The organism is Enterobacter sp. RIT637, from assembly GCF_019718755.1.
GTDB lineage: Bacteria > Pseudomonadota > Gammaproteobacteria > Enterobacterales > Enterobacteriaceae > Enterobacter.
In genome coordinates this window covers 75,763-99,958 of record NZ_JAIHAZ010000013.1, presented here as the reverse complement: position 1 = coordinate 99,958, position 24,196 = coordinate 75,763, and the positions used below count along the sequence as shown (strand labels likewise).

Sequence of the window (24,196 nt, the reverse complement as noted above, 5' to 3'; positions counted from 1 at the left end):
AAGAGTGCTAAAACGCCCTTTCAGTGTTAGCGTAACAACAAAAGGTTGTTATGCTTGAAATAGGGCAATGTAAACCCCATAAGTATGGAATCACGATGAATGAGACTGGCTGATAATCCGTCCATAAGGTTACAATCAGTAGAGCAGGTGTTTTCAATTTAGATCCAGGAGACGGAAATGTCATACAGTGGCGAACGAGATAACTTTGCACCCCATATGGCTCTGGTGCCAATGGTTATTGAACAGACCTCACGTGGTGAGCGTTCTTTTGATATCTATTCCCGTCTGCTCAAGGAACGCGTTATCTTTCTGACCGGCCAGGTGGAAGACCATATGGCTAACCTGATCGTGGCGCAGATGCTGTTTCTGGAAGCGGAAAACCCGGAAAAAGACATTTACCTGTACATTAACTCCCCTGGCGGCGTGATTACCGCAGGTATGTCCATTTATGACACCATGCAATTCATCAAGCCTGATGTAAGCACTATCTGTATGGGTCAGGCTGCGTCTATGGGTGCGTTCCTGTTAACTGCAGGGGCGAAGGGTAAGCGTTTCTGCCTGCCTAATTCCCGCGTGATGATTCACCAGCCGCTGGGTGGTTACCAGGGCCAGGCGACGGATATCGAAATCCACGCCCGAGAAATTCTGAAAGTTAAAGCGCGCATGAATGAACTTATGGCGCAGCATACGGGTCAACCCCTTGAGCAGATCGAGCGTGATACCGAGCGCGATCGCTTCCTCTCTGCTCCAGAGGCAGTTGAGTACGGCTTAGTCGACTCCGTGTTAACCCATCGTAATTGATGCCCGCGACGCGAGTGTGCCGCTATACTAAAGTAGGGCGGCACGCTGCTTTAAGCAGCTTGCGTCTGAGATTGGCATTTGCGTCGTCATGTGCGGCACAAAGAACTTAAAAAGAGGTTTGGACTCATGACAGATAAACGCAAAGATGGTTCGGGCAAACTGCTGTACTGCTCTTTTTGCGGCAAAAGCCAGCATGAAGTGCGTAAACTGATTGCCGGGCCGTCCGTGTATATCTGCGATGAATGTGTCGATTTATGTAACGACATCATTCGCGAAGAGATTAAAGAAGTTGCGCCACACCGTGAGCGTAGCGCGTTGCCAACGCCGCATGAAATTCGTCATCACCTTGACGACTATGTCATCGGCCAGGAGCAGGCCAAGAAAGTGCTGGCAGTGGCGGTATACAACCACTACAAACGTCTGCGTAACGGCGATACCAGTAACGGCGTGGAGCTGGGCAAAAGTAACATTCTGCTGATTGGCCCAACCGGCTCCGGTAAAACGCTGCTGGCCGAAACGCTGGCGCGTCTGCTGGATGTTCCGTTCACCATGGCTGATGCCACCACCCTTACCGAAGCCGGTTATGTGGGTGAAGACGTTGAAAACATCATCCAGAAACTGCTGCAGAAGTGCGACTACGACGTACAGAAAGCGCAGCGCGGGATTGTCTATATCGATGAGATCGACAAGATCTCTCGTAAGTCTGACAACCCGTCCATCACCCGTGACGTATCGGGCGAAGGCGTACAGCAGGCGCTGTTGAAATTGATCGAAGGTACGGTGGCCGCCGTTCCGCCGCAGGGTGGTCGTAAACATCCGCAGCAGGAGTTCCTGCAGGTTGATACCTCCAAGATCCTGTTCATCTGTGGCGGTGCGTTTGCTGGCCTCGATAAAGTGATCTCTCACCGTGTTGAAACCGGCTCCGGCATTGGTTTTGGCGCAACGGTGAAATCGACCTCCGAAAAACCAAACGAAGGCGAATTGCTGTCACAGGTTGAGCCGGAAGATCTGATCAAATTTGGTCTGATCCCTGAGTTCATTGGTCGTCTGCCGGTTGTGGCAACGCTGAATGAGCTGAGCGAAGACGCGCTGATTCAGATCCTGAAAGAGCCGAAAAACGCGCTGACCAAGCAGTATCAGGCGCTGTTCAATCTGGAAGGCGTTGAGCTGGAATTCCGTGATGAAGCGCTGGACGCGATCGCCAAGAAAGCAATGGTCCGTAAAACCGGCGCGCGTGGCCTGCGTTCTATCGTTGAAGCAGCACTGCTCGACACCATGTACGATCTGCCGTCTATGGAAGATGTCGAAAAAGTGGTTATCGACGAGTCTGTCATCGGCGGACAGACCAAGCCGCTGTTGATTTACGGTAAACCGGAAGCTCAACAGGCATCTGGCGAATAATTCACCAAATCATACAAGCAGTTATTCAAAAAGGGGGGATTTTATCTCCCCTTTACTTTTTCCGTATTCATGGCGTTGAATGTGTGGGAAACATCCCCATATACTGGTTACATGTTAATGGTTGTGTGAAGCACAGTGACATAACCAGTTTACCTGGCGGACACTAAACTAAGAGAGAGCTCTATGAATCCTGAGCGTTCTGAACGCATTGAAATCCCCGTATTGCCGTTGCGCGATGTGGTGGTTTATCCGCACATGGTCATACCCTTATTTGTAGGGCGGGAAAAATCTATCCGTTGCCTCGAAGCCGCCATGGATCATGATAAAAAAATCATGCTGGTTGCGCAGAAAGAAGCATCAACGGATGAGCCGGGTGTAAACGATCTTTTCACCGTCGGGACCGTGGCCTCTATTTTGCAGATGCTGAAGCTGCCTGACGGCACCGTGAAGGTGCTGGTAGAAGGCCTGCAGCGTGCGCGTATTACCACTTTGTCAGACGATGGCGAACACTTCTCTGCCAAGGCAGAGTACCTTGATTCGCCTGAGCTTGATGAGCGCGAGCAGGAAGTGCTGGTGCGCACCGCGATTAGCCAGTTTGAAGGCTATATCAAGCTGAATAAGAAAATTCCACCAGAAGTGCTGACGTCGCTGAACAGCATCGACGATCCTGCGCGTCTGGCGGACACCATCGCTGCACATATGCCGTTGAAGCTGGCTGATAAACAGTCCGTGCTGGAAATGTCCGACGTCAACGAACGTCTGGAATACCTGATGGCGATGATGGAATCTGAAATCGATCTGCTGCAGGTTGAGAAGCGCATTCGCAACCGCGTTAAAAAGCAGATGGAGAAATCTCAGCGTGAGTACTATCTGAATGAGCAAATGAAGGCCATTCAGAAAGAGCTGGGCGAGATGGACGACGCGCCGGACGAAAACGAAGCGCTGAAGCGTAAGATCGACGCGGCGAAGATGCCGAAAGAGGCGAAAGAGAAAGCCGAAGCAGAGCTGCAGAAGTTGAAAATGATGTCTCCAATGTCGGCTGAAGCGACCGTTGTACGCGGCTACATTGAGTGGATGGTGCAGGTTCCGTGGAACGCCCGCAGCAAGGTCAAAAAAGACCTGCGTCAGGCGCAGGAGATCCTGGATACCGACCACTACGGCCTGGAGCGCGTGAAAGACCGCATTCTTGAGTACCTCGCGGTACAAAGCCGTGTGAACAAAATCAAAGGCCCAATCCTGTGTTTGGTAGGGCCTCCAGGGGTAGGTAAAACCTCTCTGGGTCAGTCCATCGCCAAAGCGACCGGACGTAAGTATATCCGCATGGCGCTGGGTGGCGTACGCGATGAAGCGGAAATCCGCGGTCACCGCCGTACCTACATCGGTTCTATGCCGGGTAAACTGATCCAGAAGATGGCGAAAGTGGGCGTTAAAAACCCGCTGTTCCTGCTCGATGAGATCGACAAAATGTCCTCAGACATGCGTGGCGATCCAGCGTCTGCGCTGCTGGAAGTACTTGATCCAGAACAGAACGTGGCGTTCAGCGATCACTACCTGGAAGTGGACTACGACCTGAGCGATGTAATGTTCGTGGCGACCTCCAACTCCATGAACATTCCGGCCCCGCTGCTGGACCGTATGGAAGTGATCCGTCTCTCCGGCTATACCGAAGACGAGAAGCTTAACATTGCGAAACAGCACCTGTTGCCGAAGCAGATTGAGCGTAACGCGCTGAAAGCGAACGAGCTGACCGTAGAGGACAGCGCGATTGTTGGCATCATTCGCTACTACACCCGTGAAGCGGGCGTGCGTAGCCTTGAGCGTGAAATCTCTAAGCTGTGCCGTAAGGCGGTGAAACAGCTGCTGCTGGATAAGAGCCTGAAGCACATCGTGATTAACGGCGACAATCTGCATGCCTACCTGGGCGTACAGCGCTTTGATTACGGGCGCGCGGATAACGAAAACCGCGTCGGTCAGGTGACCGGTCTGGCATGGACGGAAGTGGGCGGCGATCTGCTGACCATCGAAACCGCCTGCGTGCCGGGTAAAGGCAAGCTGACCTACACTGGCTCGCTGGGTGAAGTGATGCAGGAGTCCATTCAGGCGGCATTGACCGTGGTGCGCGCGCGCGCGGAGAAACTGGGTATCAACGCGGATTTCTACGAAAAACGCGACATCCACGTTCACGTTCCGGAAGGGGCGACGCCGAAAGATGGCCCAAGCGCAGGTATTGCTATGTGCACCGCGCTGGTCTCCTGTCTGACGGGCAACCCGGTGCGTGCCGACGTGGCGATGACCGGTGAAATTACCCTGCGTGGTCAGGTACTGCCAATCGGTGGATTGAAAGAAAAACTGCTGGCGGCACACCGTGGTGGGATCAAAACCGTATTGATTCCTTACGAAAATAAACGCGATCTGGAAGAGATTCCGGACAACGTGATTGCCGATCTGCAGATCCATCCGGTGAAACGCATTGAGGAAGTTCTTAGTCTCGCACTGCAGAATGAACCCTCAGGAATGCAGGTTGTAACCGCAAAATAGTGACCTCGCGCAAAGAGCGTCAATAAAAACAAGGCTGGTAAGTCATTTCGCACTTGCCAGCCTTTTTTTGTATAGCTAATTTAGATTGCTGATTGGGTTAGCCATCAACAACGGGTGTTGTAAGGTCATGGCAGGCCTGATATAACTGCTGCGCGGTCGCGCTGTGAAGGATTCAGGTGCGATATAAATTATAAAGAGAGGAAGAGAACAGTGAATAAATCTCAACTGATTGACAAAATTGCTGCTGGTGCTGATATTTCTAAAGCTGCAGCTGGACGTGCGTTAGATGCATTAATTGCTTCTGTTACTGAATCTCTGCAGTCTGGGGACGACGTTGCGCTGGTAGGCTTCGGTACTTTTGCTGTTAAAGAGCGTGCTGCCCGTACTGGCCGCAACCCTCAAACCGGTAAAGAGATCACCATTGCTGCCGCTAAAGTGCCGGGTTTCCGTGCAGGTAAAGCGCTGAAAGACGCAGTAAACTGATTGCTTTCCCGCTTCAGGGAAGCCGAAAAGTACAAGGGCGCATCATTTGATGTGCCTTTTTTGTTTGTCCAGACCTGATTTGTGCGAGTTTATGCGAGTTGTGGGCTGACAATCGCCCCGTTTTCTTGTCACAATACGCCTTTACGCGCGACGGTAAGGATTTTCCGTCAGCGTCAGGTAACCAGTCACCTACAGCGGAGTGTTGTTACACCATGATGGACAGCTTACGCACGGCTGCTAACAGTCTCGTGCTCAAGATTATTTTCGGTATCATTATCGTGTCGTTCATTTTGACCGGCGTGAGCAGTTACCTTATCGGCGGTGGCGCAAACTATGCCGCAAAAGTGAACGGCCAGGAGATCAGCCGTGGGCAGTTCGAGAACGCTTTCGCCGGTGAACGTAACCGTATGCAGCAACAGCTGGGCGATCAATTCTCCGAACTGGCAGCGAACGAAGGCTATATGAAAACCTTGCGTCAGCAGACGCTTAATCGCCTTATCGATGAAGCGTTGCTGGACCAGTATGCGAAAGGGCTGGGTCTGGGCATTAGCGATGAGCAGGTTAAAAAAGCCATCTTCTCAACTCCGGCATTCCAGTCTAACGGCAAATTCGACAACGCCCGTTACAACAGCATCGTAAACCAGATGGGCATGACCGCCGATCAGTACGCGCAGGCACTGCGTAACCAGCTGACGACTCAGCAGCTCATCAATGCCGTTGTGGGCACCGATTTCATGCTCAAAGGTGAAACCGACGAACTGGCTGCGCTGGTGGCTCAGCAGCGTGTCGTGCGTGAAGCGACAATCGATGTGAATGCACTGGCGGCAAAGCAGCAGGTGAGCGACGCAGAAGTTAACGCTTACTACGAGCAGAACAAGAACAGCTTCGTTGCGCCTGAGCAGTTCCGCGTCAGCTACATCAAACTGGATGCAGCTGCGCTGCAGGAAACTGCGTCTGACGCGGAAATCCAGTCTTACTACGACCAGCATCAGGATCAGTTCACTCAGCCGCAGCGTAACCGCTACAGCGTGATTCAGACCAAGACCGAGGCAGATGCCAAAGCCGTGCTGGACGAGCTGAACAAAGGCGCTGATTTCGCGACCGTCGCGAAAGCAAAATCCACCGACATTATCTCTGCGAAAAACGGCGGTGATATGGGCTGGCTGGAAGACGCGACCACGCCGGACGAGCTGAAAAATGCCGGTCTGAAAGAGAAAGGCCAGCTGTCAGGCGTCGTTAAGTCTTCCGTTGGTTTCCTGGTCGTGCGTCTGGACGATATCACCGCGGCAAAAACCAAGCCGCTGGCTGACGTTCGCGAAGATATCGCGGCGAAAGTGAAACAGGAAAAAGCGCTGGATGCTTATTACGCACTGCAGCAGAAAGTGAGCGATGCGGCGAGCAACGACAACGAATCTCTGGCGGGTGCAGAGCAGGCTGCGGGTGTTAAAGCGGTTGAAACTGGCTGGTTTGGACGCGACAACCTGCCGGAAGAGCTGAACTTCAAGCCGGTTTCTGACGCCATCTTCAACGGCGGTCTGGTAGGCGAAAACGGCACGCCGGGCAGCAACTCTGACATCATTACCGTTGACGGTGACCGTGCATTCGTTCTGCGCGTCAGTGAGCACAAAGCGGAAGCCGTTAAGCCGCTGGCGGAAGTGAAAGATCAGGTTGTTGCGCAGGTTAAGCACAACAAAGCTGAGCAGCAGGCCAAACTGGATGCTGAGAAGATCCTGGTTGACCTGAAAGCAGGTAAAGAGGACGCGCTGAAAGCCGCTGGTCTGAGCTTCGGTGAGGCTAAAACGCTGAGCCGTACCGGTCAGGACCCAATCAGCCAGGCCGCGTTTGGTCTGACGCTGCCAGCGAAGGATAAACCAAGCTTCGGCACCACAACCGATATGCAGGGTAACGTCGTACTGCTGGCGCTGGATGAAGTGAAAGCGGGTACCCTGCCTGAAGCACAGAAGAAAGCGATGGTTCAGGGAATTACCCAGAACAACGCCCAGATTGCTTTCGAAGCCATGATGAGCAACCTGCGTAAAGAAGCTAAAATCAAGCTGGGTGATGTGATGACTCAGCAGCAGTAATTACGAGTCTGCTCGCAGATTTTCGTAACGCTCTGCAAAAACTAAAGGCCGCTTTCGCGGCCTTTTCCATTTCTGCAATCTGCTGTTTGTGCCTGTTTTTCCCGGCGGCTATCGTGACGTGGCTGTCAACAAACAAGGAGATAACAGCATGAAACGTGGAATCAAAGCACTGTTAATTACGCTGGCTATTGCCACCACCGGGATGAGCGCGGGCGCGCTGGCGGTGACGCCCGCCGCTAAACCACAGGCTACGCAGAGCAAGTCTGACGCGGCAGCGCCGGTGCAGGGGCAAACCAAAGCGACTGACGCCGGTAAAAATACCGATGATGACGGTACGCGGGTCAGCATCAATTCGGCCTCTGCGGAAGAGCTCGCCCGCGTCATGAATGGCGTCGGCTTAAAAAAAGCGCAGGCCATCGTCAGCTATCGCGAAGAGTATGGTCCTTTCAAAACGGTCGACGATCTCACTCAGGTACCAGGAATGGGAAGCGCGCTGGTTGAGCGCAACCTCTCACACCTGACGTTGTAATTACGCAATTTCTTGCACTGCGGCAAAAGTTTGCCAGGATAAAGAGGTCATACCAGTTATGACCTCTCAACCTACAATAACAGTAAAGGCTATTGCGCTATGCAGACAAAAATCAAAGTACGCGGTTTCCATCTCGACGTTTACCAGCACGTGAACAACGCCCGCTATCTTGAGTTTCTTGAAGAGGCGCGCTGGGACGGGCTGGAAAACAGCGAAAGCTTTCAGTGGCTGACCGCGCACAACATCGCGTTCGTGGTCGTCAATATCAACATCAACTACCGCCGTCCGGCCGTGCTGGGGGATGTGCTGACCGTCACCAGTCAGGTTCAGCAGCTAAACGGTAAAAGCGGAGTATTGAGCCAGGTGGTGACGCTGGATCCTGAAGGGCAGGTGGTAGCCGATGCGCTGATTACCTTTGTCTGTATCGATCTGAAAACGCAGAAAGCGCTGCCGCTGGAAGGGGAACTGCGGGAAAAGCTGGAGTTGATGATCGCGTAGAAAGTTTGTCTTTTATAAAAGACAAACGGATTTTTCAGGGATAGAATAATGGACAGGGACTACGTTGTTGAACGTTACCGGACCCGTGACGGGAAAGTACCGTTTGAGGAGTGGGTGGCGAAGATGAAGCGAAAGGATCCGGAGTTAGCGTTTCGGATCCTTCTGCGAATTGACCGTGCTGAGAAAGGGAATTTCGGTGATTACCGATATCTCAGAGAGGGGATCTGGGAATTGAAAATTGATTGTGGTCCCGGCTATCGAATCTATTTTGCGGTACAACATCGGAAGATCTTGTTGTTGCTGATCGGCGGTGACAAAAAGAGTCAAAAGACTGATGTGAAACTGGCAATAGATTACTGGAAAGAACATCAAAAGGATAAACCGGATGAGCAAGAGCCAACGAAAATTTCCCAGTTCCGTCAGCCATGATGAAGCCGTCGTAAAAATGCTTCGTGAAAACCCTTCCTACGCTCAGCTATATCTGCAGGTTGCATTGGATGAGATTTATGAAGACCAGGGGATCCCAGCATACTTAATCGCGTTAAGACGTGTTATCGAATCCCGCGGCGGCATAGGTGAAATAGCTGCCAAAGCAGGTCTGTCACGTCAGCAGCTATACCGAACCCTATCAGACAACGGCAACCCAACGCTGACAACGCTGATGAAAGTCACCCGTGCTGCCGGTGTGAAACTGTTCGACAGCACGGTCAAGTAGCCTTATTTAAGCCCGGTCTTTTTCTGCATCGCGGCCATCACGCCGACTTTATCGGCAAGATAATGGTTCAGCCCATTCGCACGCAGATTACAGGCCGCGCACTGGCCACAACCGTCGCCCTTGATGCCGTTATAGCAGGTGAGCGTCTCGCTGCGAACCAGGTCCAGCTTGCCCCAGTAGTCGGCCAGCGCCCAGGTTTCGGCCTTATCCAGCCACATCAGCGGCGTTTCAAAGCGCGTCTCTTTTGCCATGCCCAGATTGACTGCGTGATTGAGTGCTTTCACGAACTCATCACGACAGTCCGGATAACCGGAGAAGTCGGTCTCGCACACGCCCGTGATCACCGCTTCGGCTTGCACCTGATAGGCGTAGATTGCGGTCAGCGTCAGGAAAAGAATATTGCGGCCCGGCACAAAGGTATTCGGAATACCGCTGGCATCGGGTTCGTAGTCAGGTACCGGGATACTGTCCCGGGTGAGGCTACTGACGGCCAGTTCATTTAACAGCGTAACGTCCAGCACCTTATGCGCGCGTGCGCCCAGTTTCAGAGCCAGTTCACGGGCCACATCGATTTCAGCGCGGTGGCGCTGACCATAATCGAAAGTCACGCAGTGAACTTCATCGTACTGATGAAGAGCCTGAACCAGGCAGGTAGTGGAATCTTGTCCTCCGCTGAACACGACGACGGCACGTTTCATAAATCATCTCGACAGTTACGGTAAAAACATTATGTTACCGCCTGACTACAGCGCCGACCAGCTTCTTCACGATTTGGGGGCAGGAAGCCAGGCTTCGGTGAAATCAAACCAGCCACGGGTATTAAGCCGGATACCGTTAACGCCTGGTGGGGCGCTGATTTGATACTGGTAGTTAAATAGCGGTGTAATTACCGCATTTTCCATAAGCTGACTAAAAATGGCTTTCAGGCCAGCATGCCGCGCCTGTTCGTGGGCCTGGGCCTGAACCGCATCCAGCGTGGCCTGTAGATGAGCAAACTGCGGCGCGCTTAACAGGTGCGGCCAAAGCGCATCACAGCGTAGCCACTGCTCAAGCGTATACTCTGGCGCTTCCCCAATCAGCCTGTCACCCATCATGATATCCGCCTCAGCCAGTTGCTGGCATCCGTCCCATGTTTTGGCGTCGTGAAAAATGACCCTTAGCTCACAGCCTTGCTGTGCAAGGTAATGTTTCAGCTGGTTTGCCATGGTGTGGAGTTCAACCGGCAGATGATAAATCAGCGTCAATGTTTCAGGCAGACGAACGTCCGTTAAATCAGGCCACTGCGGTATATCCCAGCCGGGCAGAAGTTCTTCCGTTGGCGTGATCAACCCCTCATTCAACGGCAGTGTGTGCAATAGCGTCGAGAGATGGATGATATTGATCAGCCGTCGTGCCTGCATTTTGTTCAGTCGTGGGCTGTGCTTCAGCGTGAGATAACAAAACCCCAGGCTGGTACTGCTGCTCACCAGCCGCAGGTTTTCCAGTTCATCAAGCTCGCCAATGGCGATTTGTACCGGATGACGACAGCTGGTGCCAAGCCCGTAGTCAAACAGCGTCGGCGTGATCCAGTACTCAATCGCTTTCAGCAGCGGGTGGCTAAGATGGTACTGCTCGTGGCTTTCCAGACGAACCAGTTCAGGATCGAACACGCTCAGTTTGAAAGGACCGCTGCCCGTCATGGGCTGGTCGGGATGGGCGAGGCGACTGCAGTATGTCGCCAGGCGGTGCGCAAGCCAGTGATCAGGCTGATGCAGGGTAAATGTCAGACACTGAGGGTGGGTGACGTCAATGCGTAATACGCTCTGGAACAGCTTACGCAGGGCAGGCAGCGCCAGCAGCGCCGTCAGGCTTCGCTGAAGCTGTGCCGTCTCGATTTTATCGCCGCTATGCCAGTGCAGGGTGGAACGGATGTAAAAGTGCCACCGCAGACCGTCCGCCGAGACCTCCCAGTGGTGTGCCAGATCCCCCGTCGGTTCGCTGTTGCTGCCGTGAAAACGCGTCAGTCCGGAGAAAACGTGCCCGGCCAGATGCTGCTCCGCCCGGCCGGGTAAAAAACCGGGATGAAGGGGATCCAGCGAGCGGTAGTAGGGAATACGCAGCGTCGGCGTATCGTTTTGCCAGTGTCCACCCAGAAATGGATGCAGCAGCGCACGTAAATCCTCAGGCGCGAGTTGTGCCAGTTCGAGAGCGTTATGCTGCTGCCCGCTTTTCAGCGCCTCTTCCATCATTAGGTTGCGCAGCGATTCCGGGGTGACATGAAACGTCAGCTCACCGCGCTTTCCGCGGCCAGACTGCGCGAGCCAGCTGAGCCACCCCGCCTCCTGAGCCTGACGCAGCAGCGTTCGGACATGCCGCTCGCTACAAAAGCAGCGGGCGGCCAGCTCGCTGATGGTGACCTGTTGCGTTGCACCCTCGGACGGTTGCCACAGCCGCTGATACTGATTAAGACGATTGAGCTGGCGCATAATAAACCCGGAACAATAATTATCATCTATTCACTATTACTTCCGTATATCTCACACGATACTGATTCACAAGTTAACCGCATCACATTTTCAGGAGTCATCATGGCCAGGCTTGCGGCATTTGATATGGACGGCACGCTGTTAATGCCGGATCACCGTCTGGGGGAGAAAACGCTCAGTACCCTGAAGCGCCTGAGCGAGCGTGATGTCACCCTGACGTTTGCTACCGGTCGTCATGTGCTGGAGATGCGCCATTTGCTGGGGGCTTTTTCCCTCGACGCCTTTCTGATCACCGGTAACGGGACGCGAATTCACTCCGTAGAAGGGGATGTACTGCACCGACAGGATCTCAACCCGGAAGTGGCGGATATCGTGCTGCACGGTACCTGGGATACGCAGGCCAGCATCCACGTCTTTAACGATGGGGGCTGGTTTACCGGCAGCGAAATCCCGGAATTACTGCACGCGCATGTTTACAGCGGCTTTAAATACCAGCTAATCGATCTGCGTCGGATCCCCGCCCATGCGGTCACCAAGATCTGCTTTTGTGGCGATCATGACGATCTCTGTCGCTTACGCATTCAACTGAATGAGGCGCTGGGCGACCGGGCGCATCTGACCTTCTCGGCGGTGGATTGTCTGGAAGTGCTGCCGGTGGGCTGTAACAAAGGGTCAGCCCTTGCGGTTCTGAGCGACCACCTGGGCTTAACGCTGCAGGATTGTATGGCGTTTGGCGACGCCATGAACGACCGCGAGATGCTGGGCAGCGTCGGTCGCGGTCTGATTATGGGGAATGCGATGGCGCAGCTGAAAGCTGAACTTCCTCATCTGCCGGTTATTGGCCACTGCCGCAATGAAGCAGTGTCCCATTTTTTGACGCATTGGCTGGACAACAACAACCTCCCATATTCCCCCGAATAGTGAGACCCTTCCAGCAAGCCAGACTTCGGTCTGGCTTTTTTTATTTCACCAGCTGTGCAATCTGCGCTTTCCACGGGGCGATATCGCCGATGTTGGCCTGTACCCACTCCGCGTTGTAGTAGGTCTCAAGATAACGCTCGCCGCTGTCGCACAGCAGCGTGACGATGGAACCGGCGCGGCCCTCTTCGCGCATGCGTGCGGCAAGCTGCAGTGCGCCCCACATGTTAGTGCCCGTCGAGGCGCCCACTTTGCGGCCAAGCTGCGTCTCCAGCCAGTGCGCCGTTGCCACGCTGGCGGCATCCGGCACGCGCATCATCTCATCCACAACGTCGGGGATGAAAGAGGGCTCCACGCGCGGGCGGCCAATCCCTTCAATTTTACTGCCCACCGGGCTGCGCAGACCGGCATCGCGGTTTTGCCAGTAGTCGAGGAACACGGAGTTCTGCGGGTCTACCACCATCAGTTGGGTATCGTAGCCCTGACAGCGGATATAGCGCCCGATAGTGGCAGACGTGCCGCCCGTACCGGCGCTCATCACAATGTAGGACGGAACCGGATGCGGCTCGTGCGTCATCTGGCGGAAAATACTGTCGGCAATGTTGTTATTGCCGCGCCAGTCGGTAGCTCGCTCGGCGAAGGTGAACTGGTCCATATAGTGGCCGTTCAGCTCGCGCGCCAGCATTTCGGAGGCAGCGTAGATTTCGCAGGCGCTTTCCACAAAGTGGCAGCGACCGCCGTAAAATTCGATCTGTTCGATTTTGCGTTTTGCGGTGCAGGACGGCATGACGGCGATAAACGGCAGGCCCAGCAGGCGGGCGAAATAGGCTTCGGACACCGCTGTGGAACCGGACGAGGATTCAATAATCGTCGTGCCTTCTTTAATCCAGCCGTTACATAAGCCGTATAAGAACAGGGAACGTGCCAGACGATGCTTAAGGCTGCCGGTTGGATGGGTGCTTTCGTCTTTCAGATAGAGCTGAATGCCGTCAAATCCCGGCAGGGAAAGGCGAATCAGGTGCGTATCCGCCGAGCGCTGATAGTCGGCATTGATTTCGCTGATCGCATGTTTAACCCAGGTGCTATTCATCGTAGTTATCCATTTGTCATTTTGTGCCTAGCATAGCGAAAAGCACAGAAAAAATTGTTGCTATCTGGCCTTTAAAATAGAATGTAGGGAGAAAAATTTTCTCTGCGAGGTTGGGTATGCTAGATAAAATTGACCGCAAGCTGCTTTCATTGTTGCAAACGGACTGCACCCTCTCTTTGCAGGCGTTAGCAGATGCCGTTAATCTGACCACCACACCGTGCTGGAAACGCCTCAAGAAGCTGGAAGATGACGGCGTGCTGCTGGGCCGTGTGGCGTTATTAGATCCCGAAAAACTGGGGCTTGGACTGACGGCCTTTGTCCTGATAAAAACGCAGCACCACAGCAGCGAATGGTATTGCCGCTTCGTTACTCAGGTTTCTGAGATGCCCGAGGTGCTCGGCTTCTGGCGTATGGCGGGAGAATACGATTACCTGATGCGCGTCCAGGTGGCCGACATGAAGCGCTATGATGATTTCTACAAGCGGCTGGTGAACAGCGTACCGGGTTTGTCGGACGTCACCTCAAGCTTCGCCATGGAACAGATTAAATACACCACAGCATTACCCATTGAATAACTTCGAAAAATACCTTCAGGAACAAACCGCGTGCGATTATTTGCCCAATTAAGCTGGTACTTTCGTCGGGAGTGGCAACGCTACCTCGGCGCGGTATGCCTGCTTATTATCATTGCCATACTGCAGTTGATCCCGCCGAAAGTGGTGGGATACGTCGTGGATGGCGTCACTGAACAGCATTACACCACCGCACGGGTGTTGATGTGGGTCGGCACGCTGGTGCTGACCGCGGTGATTGTTTACCTGCTGCGCTACGTCTGGCGCGTGCTCTTATTCGGTGCCTCCTATCAGCTGGCCGTTGAGCTGCGTGAAGATTTTTACCGCCAGCTGAGCCGCCAGCATCCTGAATTTTATCTGCGCCACCGCACTGGCGATCTTATCGCCCGCGCCACCAACGACGTGGACCGCGTGGTCTTTGCCGCCGGGGAGGGCGTGCTGACGCTGGTGGATTCGCTGGTAATGGGCTGCGCGGTGTTGATTGTGATGTCGACCCAGATTAGCTGGCAACTGACCCTGCTGGCGCTGCTGCCAATGCCGCTGATGGCGCTGGCGATCAACCGCTACGGTGAAAAGCTTCACGAGCGTTTCAAGCTGGCGCAGGCGGCGTTTTCATCGCTCAACGATCGCACTCAGGAGAGCATGACCAGCATTCGCATGATCAAAGCCTTCGGCCTGGAGGACAGGCAATCCGCGCTGTTTGCCGCCGATGCGGCGGATACCGGGGCGAAGAACATGCGCGTGGCGCGTATTGACGCCCGGTTTGACCCGACGATCTATATCGCCATCGGCATGGCGAATATGCTGGCGATTGGCGGCGGAAGCTGGATGGTGGTGCAGGGTTCCATGACCCTCGGTCAGTTGACCAGCTTTGCCATGTACCTGGGGCTGATGATTTGGCCGATGCTGGCGCTGGCCTGGATGTTTAACATCGTTGAGCGCGGCAGCGCCGCGTACAGCCGTATTCGCGCGATGCTGGCGGAAGCGCCGGTGGTGGTGGACGGCAGCGAAGCCGTTCCCGAGGGGCGCGGGATCGTGAAAGCCGATATTCAGTCGTTTAGCTATCCGCAGACGGCACACCCGGTGCTCGAAAACGTCAGCTTCACGCTGCTGCCTGGACAGATGCTGGGAATTTGCGGGCCAACGGGGGCCGGAAAAAGTACCGTTCTCTCTCTGCTGCAGCGCCACTTTGACGTGACGCAGGGCGACATCCGTTTTCATGACATTCCCTTGTCGAACCTGCTGCTGGACGGCTGGCGTAGCCGCCTGGCGGTGGTGAGCCAGACGCCGTTTTTATTCTCCGATACCATCGCGAACAATATCGCCCTCGGTCATCCTTCGGCAACACAGAAAGAGATTGAACATGTGGCGCGCCTGGCAAGCGTCCACGACGATATTTTGCGTCTGCCGCAGGGCTATGAAACGGAAGTCGGCGAGCGCGGGGTGATGCTCTCCGGCGGACAAAAGCAGCGCATTTCGATCGCGCGTGCGCTGCTGCTGAATGCTGAAATCCTGATCCTGGACGATGCGCTTTCCGCCGTTGATGGCCGCACTGAGCATCAGATCCTGCACAATCTTCGTCAGTGGGGAGAAGGACGCACGGTGATCATCAGCGCCCACCGCCTGTCGGCGCTGACGGAAGCCAGTGAAATTCTGGTGTTGCAGCACGGGCATATTGCCCAGCGCGGGCAGCACGAGCAGCTGGCGGAACAGCCGGGTTGGTATCGCGATATGTATCGTTATCAGCAGCTGGAAGCGGCGCTGGATGAGGAGGCGACCCATGCGTAAGCTCGGAACAATGTGGCCGACGCTCAAACGTCTTCTGGCCTACGGCTCGCCGTGGCGTAAACCGCTGTCGGTTGCCGTGCTTCTGCTATGGATTGCGGCGATTGCCGAAGTCAGTGGCCCACTGCTTATCAGCTATTTCATCGACAATATGGTGGCGAAAAGCTATCTGCCGTGGGGGCTGGTCACAGGCTTAGGCGTGGCCTACGTTGGGCTACAGTTAACGGCGGCAGGGCTGCACTATGCCCAGTCGCTGCTCTTTAACCGGGCAGCCGTGGGCGTGGTACAGCAGCTGCGTACGGATGTCATGGATGCTGCGCTGCGCCAGCCGCTGAGCGAGTTTGACACCCAGCCGGTCGGGCAGGTGATTTCGCGCGTGACCAACGATACTGAAGTGATCCGCGATCTCTACGTCACCGTAGTGGCAACCGTGTTGCGCAGTGCCGCGCTGATCGGTGCGATGCTCGTCGCCATGTTCAGCCTCGACTGGCGCATGGCGCTGGTGGCGATCACTATTTTCCCGGCGGTGCTGATCGTGATGGTGATCTACCAGCGCTACAGCACGCCGATTGTTCGCCGGGTGCGCGCTTACCTGGCCGATATTAACGATGGCTTCAACGAAGTGATCAACGGCATGAGCGTCATCCAGCAGTTCCGCCAACAGGCGCGCTTTGGCGAGCGAATGGGCGAAGCCAGCCGTTCGCACTATATGGCGCGTATGCAGACGTTACGCCTGGACGGCTTCCTGCTGCGCCCGCTGCTCAGCCTGTTCTCGGCCCTGGTCCTCTGTGGCCTGCTGATGCTGTTTGGGCTGACGACGCGCGGAACCATTGAGGTTGGGGTGCTATACGCCTTCATCAGCTATCTGGGGCGTCTTAACGAACCCCTGATTGAGCTCACTACCCAGCAATCGATGCTGCAACAGGCGGTGGTCGCCGGTGAGCGCGTGTTCGAACTGATGGACAGACCGCGTCAGACCTATGGCGATGATGAACGTCCTCTGCAAAGCGGTTCGATTGCCTTTGATAAGGTCTCGTTTGCCTACCGCGATGACCAGCTTGTCTTACAGGACATCAATCTTGAGGTACCGTCGCGCGGCTTCGTGGCGCTGGTGGGGCATACCGGCAGCGGCAAGAGTACGCTCGCCAGTCTGCTAATGGGCTACTACCCATTAACGCAAGGTGAGATCCGCCTCGATGGACGCCCGCTTGCATCACTTAGCCACAATGTGCTGCGTAAAGGCGTCGCCATGGTGCAACAGGACCCGGTCGTACTGGCCGATACCTTCTACGCTAACGTCACGCTGGGTCGGCCTTTTACCCAGGAACAGGTCTGGGAGGTGCTGGAGAAAGTGCAGCTGGCCGATCTGGCGCGCGGGTTCAGTGAGGGTATCAACACTAAACTAGGCGAGCAGGGGAATAACCTCTCCGTAGGGCAGAAACAGCTGCTGGCCCTGGCGCGCGTGCTGATTGAAACGCCGCAGGTGCTGATCCTCGATGAGGCGACGGCCAGTATTGACTCCGGTACCGAACAGGCCATCCAGCAGGCGCTGGCTGCTGTCCGGGATCACACCACGCTGGTGGTTATCGCGCATCGCCTCTCAACCATTGTCGATGCCGATACCATTCTGGTGCTGCATCGTGGACAGGCGGTTGAACGAGGTACGCACAGACAACTGCTGGAGGAGAAAGGACGCTACTGGCAGATGTACCAGCTGCAGCTGGCGGGTGAAGAGCTGGCAGCCAGCGCGCGCGAAGAAGAGTCGCTGAGCGCCTGATGCACCAAAAAAAGGCAAGCTGCTAACAGTCATTCCTGTTGGTGCAAAACTGAAACGCGCCGTGCACTGCCATGGTGCGTTTTTTTTCACCCGTTCGGTATCGAACCCCATTCCTGGCTCATCGCCCGCCGTTTTCTCGCGGTTTTCAATTCTGGCACATCCCTTGCAAAGTCTCTTACGTGTTAGCTGCGGCCATTACCGAATTCTGACTGGAGGGGATTTATGAAGCTGGTTACGGTTGTAATCAAACCATTCAAACTCGAAGACGTACGTGAAGCGTTGTCTTCAATGGGTATTCAGGGACTGACTGTCACCGAAGTGAAAGGCTTTGGTCGTCAGAAGGGTCATGCCGAGCTTTATCGCGGTGCGGAATACAGCGTGAATTTCCTGCCAAAAGTAAAAATCGATGTCGCGATTGCGGATGACCAGCTTGATGAGGTCATTGATGTCATCAGCAAAGCGGCCTACACCGGCAAAATTGGCGACGGCAAAATTTTCGTTGCCGAACTGCAGCGCGTCATTCGCATCCGTACCGGCGAATCTGACGAAGCGGCTCTGTAAGTAACTCCTGGCACACAGTGATAGGGATCGAGAAAATGAAGATAGCAACACTCAAAACGGGTCTGGGGTCGCTGGCACTGCTGCCGGGCCTGGCACTGGCTGCGCCTGCCGTGGCAGACAAAGCCGATAACGCCTTTATGATGATTAGCACCGCGCTGGTGCTGTTCATGTCTATTCCGGGCATTGCCTTGTTCTACGGCGGCCTGATCCGCGGCAAGAACGTGCTCTCCATGCTGACGCAGGTCGCGGTAACGTTCGCGCTGGTCTGCGTGCTGTGGGTAGTTTACGGATACTCGCTGGCGTTCGGCACGGGCAACGCGTTCTTTGGTAACTTCGACTGGGTGATGCTGAAAAACATTGAGCTGACCGCGCTGATGGGCAGCTTCTATCAGTACATCCACGTTGCTTTCCAGGGGTCGTTCGCCTGCATCACCGTCGGGCTGATTGTGGGTGCGCTTGCTGAGCGTATTCGTTTCTCTGCCGTCCTGATCTTCGTGGTGGTCTGGCTGACGCTCTCCTATGTGCCTATCGCACATATGGTATGGGGCGGTGGTCTGCTGGCGAGCCATGGTGCGCTGGACTTTGCGGGCGGCACCGTTGTACACATCAACGCCGCAGTCGCGGGCCTGGTGGGTGCCTACCTGATTGGCAAACGCGTGGGCTTCGGGAAAGAAGCGTTTAAGCCGCACAACCTGCCGATGGTGTTTACCGGTACGGCAATCCTCTACTTTGGCTGGTTTGGCTTCAACGCAGGCTCTGCAAGTGCCGCTAACGAAATCGCCGCGCTGGCCTTCGTGAACACCGTTGTCGCAACGGCGGGTGCAATCCTCTCCTGGGTGTTTGGCGAGTGGGCCGTTCGCGGTAAACCGTCTCTGCTGGGTGCCTGTTCGGGTGCCATTGCTGGTCTGGTCGGTATCACGCCAGCCTGTGGTTACGTAGGTGTAGGTGGTGCGCTGCTGGTAGGTTTGGTTGCGGGCCTTGCGGGTCTGTGGGGCGTTACCGCTCTGAAACGTGTTCTGCGCGTTGACGACCCTTGCGATGTGTTTGGTGTCCACGGCGTCTGCGGTATCGTCGGCTGTATCATGACCGGGATCTTTGCTGCCAAATCACTGGGCGGCGTAGGTTATGCGGAAGGCGTCACCATGGTTCACCAGGTGCTGGTACAGCTGGAAAGTATTGCTATCACCGTAGTGTGGTCTGCTGTAGTGGCCTTTATTGGCTATAAGCTGGCGGACATGACTGTCGGACTGCGCGTACCGGAAGAGCAGGAACGCGAAGGTCTGGACGTCAACAGCCACGGCGAAAATGCGTATAACGCCTGATAAACAGCAAAACGGCAACCTTAGGTTGCCGTTTTTAGTGTTTATTCCCTCTCCCCGTGGGAGAGGGTCAGGGTGAGGGCATCAGGCCGCACAAGGTTAAAGCAAAACGGCAACTTAGGTTGCCGTTTTTAGTGTGTATTCCCTCTCCCCGTGGGAGAGGGGCAGGGTGAGGGCATCAGGCCGCACAATGTCACCCTCTGTTACGCATCACCCCTTCCTGCACCGTAGAAGCCACCAGCACGCCATCCTGAGTATAAAACTCCCCGCGCACAAACCCGCGCGCACTTGATGCCGACGTACTTTCCACGCTGTAGAGCAACCACTCATTCATGTTGAATGGACGGTGGAACCACATCGAGTGGTCGATGGTTGCTACCTGCATCCCTTTTTCCAGGAATCCCACGCCGTGCGGCTGCAGCGCCACCGGCAGGAAGTTGAAGTCAGACGCATAGCCCAGCAGGTACTGATGAACGCGGAGATCTTCCGGCATTGTGCCGTTGGCACGCATCCAGACCTGACGTTTTGGTTCTGCTGTATGGCCTTTCATCGGGTTATGGAATTCAACGGGGCGGATCTCAAGCGGCTTATCGCAAAGGAACTTCTCCTTTACCTGAGGCGGAAGCAGATGCGCCAGCGCGCGGGCGATATCGGTTTCCGATTTGAGATCGTCAGGCGAGGGGGCTGGCGGCATCACTTTCTGATGCTCATAGCCCGGTTCAGGCGCCTGGAAAGAGGCGGTCATGTAAAAGATCGGTTTGCCATTTTGAATGGCTGCCACGCGGCGAGCACTAAAACTGTTGCCATCTCTCAGCACTTCAACGTCGTAGACTATGGGTTTTGCGCTATCGCCAGGGCGCAGGAAGTAACTGTGAAAGGAGTGCACCAGACGCTCGGTCGGGACGGTTTCCTTGGCTGCGTACAGCGCTTGTCCCACAACTTGCCCACCGAAGACCTGGCGTAAACCCAAATCTTCACTCTGTCCGCGAAAGAGTCCTTCCTCAATTTTTTCCAGATTCAGTAATGTCAGCAGGTTGTTCAGTGCCTGACTCATAGTCGTCCTCAATAAACGCCGTGGCGAAAGATACGCAGAGTATAACGCAGAAATGAAAGTGGTCCGATGGGTAGATTAGTCTGAATATCGGGGAGAATTCAGGCGTTAATCATTGATTTGTGCCACACTTGAATACGTTATGTGAATGAAACGACATCGGATGGGATCGATCCCGCTGGTGCATTGATGATAAGGAGACTTCAATGAAACTCGTGCCTATGCTAAGTGGTATAGCGATTGCGGTGGCATTGTCCGCCTGTGCAGGTAAGAGCGCCCAGGTGCCGGTGCCAGCAGCTGACCCGAACGGGATTAATACACTTTCACAGCAGTCAATTCAGCAGCCAAATGTATCCGGTACGATCTGGATCAAGCAAAGAGTCGCCCTGCCGCCGGATGCGGTATTAACGGTAACGCTGTCTGATGCTTCACTGGCTGATGCACCGTCGAAGGTGCTGGCGCAGCGTGCGGTTCGTACCGAGGGGAAACAGGCGCCATTTAGCTTCGTACTGCCTTATAACCCAGCAGACGTGCAGCCAAACGCGCGTATCCTGCTGAGTGCGGCGGTAACGATCAACGATAAGCTGGTCTTTATTACCGACACGGTGCACGAAGCGATCAACAACGGTGGAACCAAAGTTGACCTGAATCTGGTTCCGGTGCAGCAAACGGAAGTTCCGCTTGCGCCTCAGACTAACCAGCCGGCTGTCGCAACCCCGCCTACGCAGCTGTAATTACTGCCTTTACCCTCTCCTGCGGGAGAGGGTTCAGTACACCCAACGGTATTTCTGCAAATCGATCTGTCCCGAACCTGACACCTGCACACCTTCTGACAATAACGCCTGACGCTGGCGCTGCAAATCCGGCCCGGTTAACGAAATGGCACCGTGACGATTCACCACGCGATGCCAAGGCAAAGTACTTCCTTCCGGGAGCCGCTTCAGAACGCCACCCACCTGACGTGCCGCTCGCGGAGAGCCTGCAAGACGCGCTACCTCACCGTAGGTGGTGACAACCCCTTCCGGGATGGAGGCCACGATTTGCCACACGCGTTGCGGGAAAGAGTCATGTTCGTCCATTTATCACTCCAGTGGGCCGTAATGAAGTGTGATGGTAAACGAAGATGAAGGCGATTGCCGCTTAAGTTTGCGCAATAAACCAGCATCCAGATGCCCATGGCTTGCAATTGCCGGGCGGCATAGGGATAATGCGCCAGCGCGTTGGTTAACAACGCTCTCAATGGGGGCTCTGTTGGTTCTCCCGCAACGCTACTCTGTTCACCAGGTCAGGTCCGGAAGGAAGCAGCCAGGGCAGACGACGTGTGTGCCGGGATGTAGCTGGCAGGGCCCCCACCCATTTCTGCCTCCGAAAAATCTTCTGCTTTAGATATCCTTGCTCTCAGGCTATTAATCCGTATAGATAAAGTGGTTTTATTAGCCCGGAAATATATTCTTCATTTTACTGAAATAATATTGTCATAAACCTGTAATAATAGACTGTCATTTTATTATCGGGTGTCTTTTTTCCGTCATAAGCAAAAAATATATATCTGGATTAGAAAGTTAACTTCGTGTATTAAATTAAACACGTATTCCGAAGGGAAGTGACAATCATGGCTACTGCGGTTTTAAACGTTAAAATTGATGAAGCGCTAAAAGAAAGACTTCGCCATTATGCCGAAGTAAATAATGAGAATTTAAGCGTGACCACAGAGAAACTGCTGCTGCTGGCGTTTGAAGCAGTAGAAGAGGCGGGAGTATCGGAAGAGGATATTGATAATCAGCATACGGAAGAAGAGAGCGTTTCTCCATTTACTCCTAAAGAAATCAAGGCACTACGTAAACTTCTGAAGAAGAGAAAATGAAACAACAACTGTCGACCGCCCATGACTACAAAGAGGCCTGCGATCTGTTGCGTTCAGGCTATGTAAAACATGTACGTCTTGGCTGGAATGTAGGAAGTGATGAGTTCTTTCGTATTGCGTCTGACTGGTGTGATACCGGCGCAAAAATAAAGAAAGAGGGTGAAGATTTTGTTATTTCACTGAAAGGTTTCCCCATTCCTCCTCAGCACTGATTCCTGATTGGTGAAAACAGCTGACTGCCTCTATGACAGTCAGCTGTTTTTATTATTTACAAAAAAAGTTTACACCAGGCTCCGTTTAATTGAGGGCGTGGTTTTGTTCAGGGCGAGCCACAACGGCTTGATCCTCAATAACGCTTGCTCGAGTTCTTCCGGGTCGAGCGAGAAAGGCATACGCAAATAGCGATCAAATGCCCCTGAAAGACCGAACCGCGTGCCGGTCCCCATATTGATCCCAATCGTCTCCGCCCGTGCGGCAAGCTGCGTTGCCAGCATCCCCGGCAGTTCAATCCAGTATGAAAGCCCGCCTTCGGCTTCATGGAAGGTCCAGTCCGGGAAATGTTCGCGCAGGAGTTCCCCACATCGGTTCCGTCGTTCCACCAGCATTTTCCGGCGAGCGGGCAAAAAGGTGTCGCTGTTGTCGATAAGCCACAGCGTTGCCAGCTGCTCCAGCAGAGGGGAGCCGAGGTCCAGCGTATCGCGCGCCTGAGCGAGCGCCGCAATGGTGCGTGAAGAGGCGCGGATCCAGCCCAGGCGTAATCCACCCCAGAAGCTTTTCCCGGCAGAGCCCAGCGTAATCACCGCCGCCCCGGGGTTGAATGATGCCAGAGGGGGCGGTGGCGGTGCATCAAACCAGAGATCGAGCATGGTTTCGTCTACGACCAGCGTGGTACGAGTCTGCGCGGCGATGTCGGTTATCGTCTGACGAGTGGCGGCGTCCATACAGCGTCCCGTTGGATTATGAAAATCCGGCATCAGGTAGGCCAGGCGCGGAGCCGTTTGGGCAACCGTTGCCGCGAAACCGTCGGTATCCCAGCCGCTTTCAGGCAGTGATACGCCTACTGGCCGGCAGAGTGCCCCCTGAATTGCGGCGATCGCCAGCGGGTAGGTTGGATGGTCGACGACGATGCGGTCGCCTGGCCCCGTCATCATGCGCAATACCAGCGCAAAGCCGCTGACCGCGCCATTTACTATCATCACTTCGTCTGCCCGCGTTGGCAGACCGCGCGCGGTATAGCGTGCGGCAATGGCTTCCCGCAGCGCGGGCAACCCAAGCTGGTCATAGCCCGTCAGCGCAAGGTGCTGGGTAATCGCCGTCAGCGCATGGGTATACGCCTGATGGATTTCGGGCCCGGCATTGAGTGCGGCGGTGGACAGGTCCAGCGCCGCGCTGGCCGCGGAAAGCGTGGGTACCGCGCGGGTATCCGGCAGGATCACGCGTGAGCCGCTGCCGTGGCGGCTTTCCAGGTAGCCCTCTTCCCGAAGATGGGCGAGCGCGCTGCCAACGGTGGTGCGGCTGACGTTTAGCGTACTGGCTAATTCCCTCTCACCCGGTAGACGCGTATTCAGCGCCAGTCTGCCATCCAGAATAAGCAGACGTAACGCATCGGCCAGCTGACGCCAGAGCGGCGTACGCGACGAGGATTGTTGCCAGTGACCTAAAAGGCGTGCCAGAGACTGGCTTCCGAAACGACGAGATGACATATGCAGTCCACTATTTAGAAACTGGACATTAATCATAGAGCC

General features: G+C 54.8%; 24 protein-coding genes and 1 other RNA gene. 19 read left to right on the top strand and 6 right to left on the bottom strand.

Annotated features, from left to right (window positions below):
• Nucleotides 1-177 precede the first annotated feature (177 nt).
• From clpP to K5E19_RS17560, 9 genes are all read left to right on the top strand, one after another.
• The gene (gene clpP, locus K5E19_RS17600) at nt 178-801 is read left to right on the top strand and encodes an ATP-dependent Clp endopeptidase proteolytic subunit ClpP (RefSeq protein WP_010428105.1); all 624 of its coding nucleotides are present in this window, start codon (nt 178-180) and stop codon (nt 799-801) included.
• Between the two features lie 126 nt (nt 802-927).
• Nucleotides 928-2,202, top strand: a complete 1,275-nt coding sequence (gene clpX, locus K5E19_RS17595; RefSeq protein WP_010428107.1) for an ATP-dependent protease ATP-binding subunit ClpX — start codon at nt 928-930, stop codon at nt 2,200-2,202.
• Nucleotides 2,203-2,385: 183 nt separating this feature from the next.
• The gene (gene lon / locus K5E19_RS17590; RefSeq protein WP_089599338.1) at nt 2,386-4,740 is read left to right on the top strand and encodes an endopeptidase La; all 2,355 of its coding nucleotides are present in this window, start codon (nt 2,386-2,388) and stop codon (nt 4,738-4,740) included.
• A gap of 210 nt (nt 4,741-4,950) precedes the next feature.
• Nucleotides 4,951-5,223 carry a nucleoid-associated protein HU-beta gene (gene hupB, locus K5E19_RS17585; RefSeq protein ID WP_010428111.1) on the top strand — a complete coding sequence of 91 codons (273 nt, stop codon included), beginning with the start codon at nt 4,951-4,953 and terminating at the stop codon, nt 5,221-5,223.
• A gap of 212 nt (nt 5,224-5,435) precedes the next feature.
• On the top strand, nt 5,436-7,307 hold the full coding sequence (gene ppiD, locus K5E19_RS17580) for a peptidylprolyl isomerase (RefSeq protein ID WP_221552321.1): 1,872 nt from the start codon (nt 5,436-5,438) through the stop codon (nt 7,305-7,307).
• Between the two features lie 148 nt (nt 7,308-7,455).
• Nucleotides 7,456-7,836, top strand: a complete 381-nt coding sequence (locus tag K5E19_RS17575) for a helix-hairpin-helix domain-containing protein (protein ID WP_221552320.1) — start codon at nt 7,456-7,458, stop codon at nt 7,834-7,836.
• Nucleotides 7,837-7,935: 99 nt separating this feature from the next.
• A complete protein-coding gene (locus tag K5E19_RS17570) occupies nt 7,936-8,334 on the top strand; it encodes a YbgC/FadM family acyl-CoA thioesterase (RefSeq protein ID WP_025756175.1) in 399 nt (132 codons plus the stop codon).
• A gap of 48 nt (nt 8,335-8,382) precedes the next feature.
• Entirely contained in the window at nt 8,383-8,763 is a 381-nt protein-coding gene (locus K5E19_RS17565; protein WP_221552319.1) for a type II toxin-antitoxin system RelE/ParE family toxin, read from the top strand.
• On the top strand, nt 8,720-9,049 hold the full coding sequence (locus K5E19_RS17560) for an addiction module antidote protein (protein WP_221552318.1): 330 nt from the start codon (nt 8,720-8,722) through the stop codon (nt 9,047-9,049). Before K5E19_RS17565 ends, K5E19_RS17560 begins: the two co-directional genes overlap by 44 nt.
• Before the next feature lie 2 nt (nt 9,050-9,051).
• On the opposite strand, the gene queC is transcribed toward K5E19_RS17560, so the two are convergent.
• Nucleotides 9,052-9,747 carry a 7-cyano-7-deazaguanine synthase QueC gene (gene queC / locus K5E19_RS17555; RefSeq protein WP_214594464.1) on the bottom strand — a complete coding sequence of 232 codons (696 nt, stop codon included), beginning with the start codon at nt 9,745-9,747 and terminating at the stop codon, nt 9,052-9,054.
• Between the two features lie 66 nt (nt 9,748-9,813).
• Nucleotides 9,814-11,514 (bottom strand): SgrR family transcriptional regulator, encoded by a 1,701-nt coding sequence (locus K5E19_RS17550; protein WP_221552317.1) that lies wholly within the window; start codon nt 11,512-11,514, stop codon nt 9,814-9,816.
• Between the two features lie 102 nt (nt 11,515-11,616).
• Here K5E19_RS17550 and cof point away from each other — a divergent pair, with 102 nt between their 5' ends.
• Nucleotides 11,617-12,435 carry an HMP-PP phosphatase gene (gene cof, locus K5E19_RS17545; RefSeq protein ID WP_221552316.1) on the top strand — a complete coding sequence of 273 codons (819 nt, stop codon included), beginning with the start codon at nt 11,617-11,619 and terminating at the stop codon, nt 12,433-12,435.
• Nucleotides 12,436-12,475: 40 nt separating this feature from the next.
• Here the strand turns inward: cof and K5E19_RS17540 are convergent, their stop codons facing one another.
• On the bottom strand, nt 12,476-13,522 hold the full coding sequence (locus tag K5E19_RS17540) for a PLP-dependent cysteine synthase family protein (protein WP_221552315.1): 1,047 nt from the start codon (nt 13,520-13,522) through the stop codon (nt 12,476-12,478).
• A 116-nt stretch (nt 13,523-13,638) separates the two neighbouring features.
• Here K5E19_RS17540 and K5E19_RS17535 point away from each other — a divergent pair, with 116 nt between their 5' ends.
• The 5 genes from K5E19_RS17535 (at nt 13,639) to amtB (ending at nt 19,539) form a co-directional block, all read left to right on the top strand.
• The gene (locus K5E19_RS17535; protein WP_010428130.1) at nt 13,639-14,097 is read left to right on the top strand and encodes an Lrp/AsnC family transcriptional regulator; all 459 of its coding nucleotides are present in this window, start codon (nt 13,639-13,641) and stop codon (nt 14,095-14,097) included.
• Between the two features lie 30 nt (nt 14,098-14,127).
• The gene (locus tag K5E19_RS17530; RefSeq protein WP_221552314.1) at nt 14,128-15,882 is read left to right on the top strand and encodes a SmdA family multidrug ABC transporter permease/ATP-binding protein; all 1,755 of its coding nucleotides are present in this window, start codon (nt 14,128-14,130) and stop codon (nt 15,880-15,882) included.
• The gene (locus K5E19_RS17525) at nt 15,875-17,656 is read left to right on the top strand and encodes a SmdB family multidrug efflux ABC transporter permease/ATP-binding protein (protein ID WP_221552313.1); all 1,782 of its coding nucleotides are present in this window, start codon (nt 15,875-15,877) and stop codon (nt 17,654-17,656) included. The genes K5E19_RS17530 and K5E19_RS17525 overlap by 8 nt, the downstream gene beginning before the upstream one ends.
• A gap of 222 nt (nt 17,657-17,878) precedes the next feature.
• The gene (glnK, locus tag K5E19_RS17520; RefSeq protein WP_008503304.1) at nt 17,879-18,217 is read left to right on the top strand and encodes a P-II family nitrogen regulator; all 339 of its coding nucleotides are present in this window, start codon (nt 17,879-17,881) and stop codon (nt 18,215-18,217) included.
• A gap of 35 nt (nt 18,218-18,252) precedes the next feature.
• Nucleotides 18,253-19,539, top strand: a complete 1,287-nt coding sequence (gene amtB / locus K5E19_RS17515) for an ammonium transporter AmtB (RefSeq protein ID WP_221552311.1) — start codon at nt 18,253-18,255, stop codon at nt 19,537-19,539.
• 190 nt (nt 19,540-19,729) lie between these two features.
• Here amtB and tesB read toward each other — a convergent pair whose 3' ends face one another.
• Nucleotides 19,730-20,590 carry an acyl-CoA thioesterase II gene (gene tesB / locus K5E19_RS17510; RefSeq protein WP_221552309.1) on the bottom strand — a complete coding sequence of 287 codons (861 nt, stop codon included), beginning with the start codon at nt 20,588-20,590 and terminating at the stop codon, nt 19,730-19,732.
• 203 nt (nt 20,591-20,793) lie between these two features.
• Between tesB and K5E19_RS17505 the strand changes: the two genes are divergently transcribed.
• A complete protein-coding gene (locus K5E19_RS17505; RefSeq protein ID WP_010428141.1) occupies nt 20,794-21,321 on the top strand; it encodes a YbaY family lipoprotein in 528 nt (175 codons plus the stop codon).
• 33 nt (nt 21,322-21,354) lie between these two features.
• Here the strand turns inward: K5E19_RS17505 and K5E19_RS17500 are convergent, their stop codons facing one another.
• Complete coding sequence (locus K5E19_RS17500) at nt 21,355-21,666, bottom strand: MGMT family protein (protein ID WP_221552308.1); 312 nt, start codon at nt 21,664-21,666, stop codon at nt 21,355-21,357.
• A gap of 170 nt (nt 21,667-21,836) precedes the next feature.
• On the opposite strand from K5E19_RS17500, the gene ffs reads away from it, so the two are divergent.
• From ffs to K5E19_RS17485, 3 genes are all read left to right on the top strand, one after another.
• Nucleotides 21,837-21,933: signal recognition particle sRNA small type (ffs, locus tag K5E19_RS17495), an RNA gene on the top strand.
• Between the two features lie 266 nt (nt 21,934-22,199).
• Nucleotides 22,200-22,451, top strand: coding sequence for a hypothetical protein (locus K5E19_RS17490; protein ID WP_006176926.1), 252 nt, complete (start codon nt 22,200-22,202; stop codon nt 22,449-22,451).
• Entirely contained in the window at nt 22,448-22,663 is a 216-nt protein-coding gene (locus K5E19_RS17485) for a hypothetical protein (RefSeq protein ID WP_010428144.1), read from the top strand. Before K5E19_RS17490 ends, K5E19_RS17485 begins: the two co-directional genes overlap by 4 nt.
• A 69-nt stretch (nt 22,664-22,732) precedes the next feature.
• Here K5E19_RS17485 and K5E19_RS17480 read toward each other — a convergent pair whose 3' ends face one another.
• Complete coding sequence (locus K5E19_RS17480; RefSeq protein WP_221552307.1) at nt 22,733-24,154, bottom strand: PLP-dependent aminotransferase family protein; 1,422 nt, start codon at nt 24,152-24,154, stop codon at nt 22,733-22,735.
• Nucleotides 24,155-24,196 lie beyond the last annotated feature (42 nt).